Origin of the sequence: Micromonospora sp. M42, from assembly GCF_000568915.1 — a bacterium.
GTDB lineage: Bacteria > Actinomycetota > Actinomycetes > Mycobacteriales > Micromonosporaceae > Micromonospora > Micromonospora chalcea.
This window is the reverse complement of the sequence record NZ_KK037233.1, coordinates 2,650,280-2,653,333: the sequence shown is the minus strand read 5'-3', so window position 1 is coordinate 2,653,333 and position 3,054 is coordinate 2,650,280. Positions and strand designations below refer to the sequence as shown.

Below are 3,054 nucleotides of genomic sequence, written 5' to 3'. Positions count from 1 at the left end.
TGGTGGCCCTGGAGCGCCGCCGCGAAAGGGGATGATCCGGCTCGACGACGCCGACGGCGGCGCGTCCACGGGCGCCCTGCTGGACCGGCTCGCGCGCGGCCGGGGCGCGCCGGTCGGCGGTGTCCTGCCGGCCGGGGCGAAGACGTTCTCCGGCAGCGTCCGCACCCCGGTGGAGAGCATGTACGACCGGCCGCGCGTCGCCGTGACCGCGCTGTTCGCCACCGACGCCGGGGCCACCTGGCGGGTCCGGCTGGCCGAGGCCGACGGCAATGGACGGCCGGTGCGCTTCTCCGTGCCAGTGCCCGACACCGGCGGCGCCCCGCTGCGTCTGACCGGTTTCGAGGCCGACGGCGGCGACGCCACCGGCAACTCGTACCGGCTGCTGCTCAGCGACATGCGGCTCACCGACGGCGGCGGCGCGGCGCTGCCGTTGCCGGTGGAGGGGGCCTGGCGGGTGATCGACCCGGGCAGCGGGCCGCGCCGGGACGCCCGGGCCACCCCCACCGAGGTGGACGCGACGCAGGGCTTCGACGTGCCCGCGGGGTTGTTGCAGTTCGCCCGGGTGCCGTCGTCCCGGTTCGCCGTGGTGCCCATGGCCGAGGACCCGCCGGTGCCGGTGCTGATCACACCGGGGGTCGCCGCCGCGCTGAGCGTGCAGACCGGTGACACCGTCAAGCTGTCGGTCTCCGAGGTGACGATCGAGGCCACGGTGGTCGGCCAGGTCGCCGCGATCCCCGGCACCGCTGGCGACGGCGTGCTGCTGGACCTGCCCACCGCCGGTACCCAGTTGCTGGAACGCAGCGGAGGCATACGGCCGGTGGCCGAGTGGTGGCTGCGTACCACGCCGGGCGGGCACGCCGCCGCGACCGAGGCCCTCGCCACTGTCGGCGGCACGGTGCTGCTGGACCGGCAGCGCGTGGCGGAGGAGGCCGCGGGGGACCCGTACTGGCAGGGCGCCCGCACCGGGCTGCTCGCCGCCGCGCTCGGGTCGGTGCTGCTGGCGCTGGTCGGCCTGGCGGTCGACGTGTGGGCCACCACCCGGCGGCGGCTCACCGAACTGGCCGTGTTCAACACGCTCGGCGCGAACACCCGGCTGCTGGCCCGCGCCTACCTCGCCGAGCAGGGTTTCCTGGCCGCGATCGGAGTCGGCGTCGGGCTGCTGGTCGGCGCCCTCGTCGCGGCCACCATGGTGCCGCTGGTGATCCTCACCCCGGCCGCCGGACGGCCGGTGCCCGAGGCGGTCTTCACAGTGCCCTGGGTGCCGATCGGGGCGACCGCCGCCGGGCTGCTGCTCGCCGCGCTCGCCTTCGCCGCCGTCATCACCACCGGCATCCGCCAGCGGGTCGCCGCCGCGCAGCTCCGGATCGGAGGAGAACGATGAGTCTTCCTGGTGCCGCGCGCCGGGTCCGCGCATACGGGGGGCAGTTCCTGCTGCTCGCCGTCCTGACCCTGGTGACCGCGCTGTTGATCACCGGCGTGCCCCGGGTCGCCGACCGGCTGACCGGGCAGGGGCTCACCGAGTACGTGGCCGGTCAGCCGGTGGCCCGCCGGGACCTCACGTACAGCACCGCGCCGGACGTCGTGCCCGCCTCGGAGCAGCCCGTCGCCGCCAGCCGGGGGACCCTGCTCGCGGCGATCGAGGAGAAGATGCCCGCCGAGGTACGCGACACGATCGGCGAGCGCTGGTTCGCGGCGCAGACCGTCCCGGGGCGACTGCGCGGTCCGACGCTCAGCGACGACAAGGGACTGATCGACCTGCACCTGCGCGCCGGCACCGGCATCCGGGAGGCGGCCACCCTGGTCGACGGGCGGTGGCCGGAACGCGGCGTCACCCCGGCCGGCGCGATCGAGGTGACGCTCGCCGAGACGATCGCCACCACGCTGGGCGTCGCGGCCGGCGACCGGTTCCGTCTCTCGCTGCTGGACGCCGACAACAACGTGCTCAACTCCCGCCCGGTCGACCTGGTCGGCGTGTGGCGGCCGAACGACCCGGCCGGCGGTGTCTGGGACACGCTGCCGTCGATGCTGAAGCTCAGCCCGCCGGAAGGCGACGGCCAACCGTTCGTGGGCGTCGCGTACACCGCCGACGCGGGTCTGAACTCGATCACCGCCGGGGAATGGCCGGTGGCCTTCGGCTGGCGGTACCGGATCGCACCGGACCGGCTCGAACCGGGCCGCCTCGACGCGCTGATCGCCGGCGTCGACGGGCTGGACCGGGCCCTGCCCACCGAGGTCAAGGTGACCCTCAGCCAGGGCGTGGACATCCCGCTGCGGCGCTTCGCCGACTCGCTCGCCGCCGCGCGTACCCTGCTCGCGGTCATCGCCGCCGGGCTGCTCGCCACGCTGGCCGGGCTGACGCTGCTGGCCGCCCGGCTGGCCGCGAACCGACGCCGCGCCGAGTTCCACCTGATCCGGGCCCGCGGTGGCTCGACCGGTGACGTGCTGCGCCGCGGTCTGGCCGAGTCGCTGCTGGTGCTGCCGGCCGCGGCCGGGATCGGCTGGCTGCTCGGCGGGTTGCTGCCCGGCGCCGGGTCGCCGTGGCTCTGGGTGCTGATCGCCGGGCTGCTGGCCACGCTGCTGCCGCCACTCGCCGCGCTCGCGGTCGGCCGCCGCGCCGGTGGCCGCTCCGACCTCGGCGGCCGGTCGCCCGCCGTCCGGCTCACCGTCGAGGTGGCGGTGCTCGGGCTGGCCGTGCTCGGCGCGTTCCTGCTGCGCCGCCGCGGGCTCACCGCCGGTTCGGTGGACCCGCTGCTGGTGTCCGTGCCGGTGCTGCTGGCGATCGCGGCGGCGCTGCTGGCGCTGCGCGCGTACCCCTGGCCGTTGGGCTGGTCAGCCGCGTCGCCCCCGGGCGCGCGGCAGCGTCTCGTTCCTCGGCGCCGCCCGCGCGGGCCGGGCCGCGAGCACCGGGCCGCTGGTCGTGGTGGTGCTGGCCGTCGCCACCGCCGCGTTCTGCGGGGGTGCACCGGCATCGAGACCGGCCGGGACACCGCCGCCGCCCAGGGCCGTGCCGGTGACCTGCTGGTACGCGGGGGAGCGCTTCGCGCCGGACACCGC

The 3,054-nt window shown here is 76.6% G+C and carries 1 protein-coding gene and 1 pseudogene; both read left to right on the top strand.

From position 1 onward, the window contains the following. On the top strand, positions 1-1,381 hold a 1,381-nt coding region (locus tag MCBG_RS11920; protein ID WP_157560821.1), incomplete at its 5' end, for an ABC transporter permease. Continuing rightward, positions 1,378-3,054 (top strand): annotated as a pseudogene (locus tag MCBG_RS11915) (hypothetical protein); the annotation flags it as partial. The gene MCBG_RS11920 and the pseudogene MCBG_RS11915, both read left to right, overlap by 4 nt.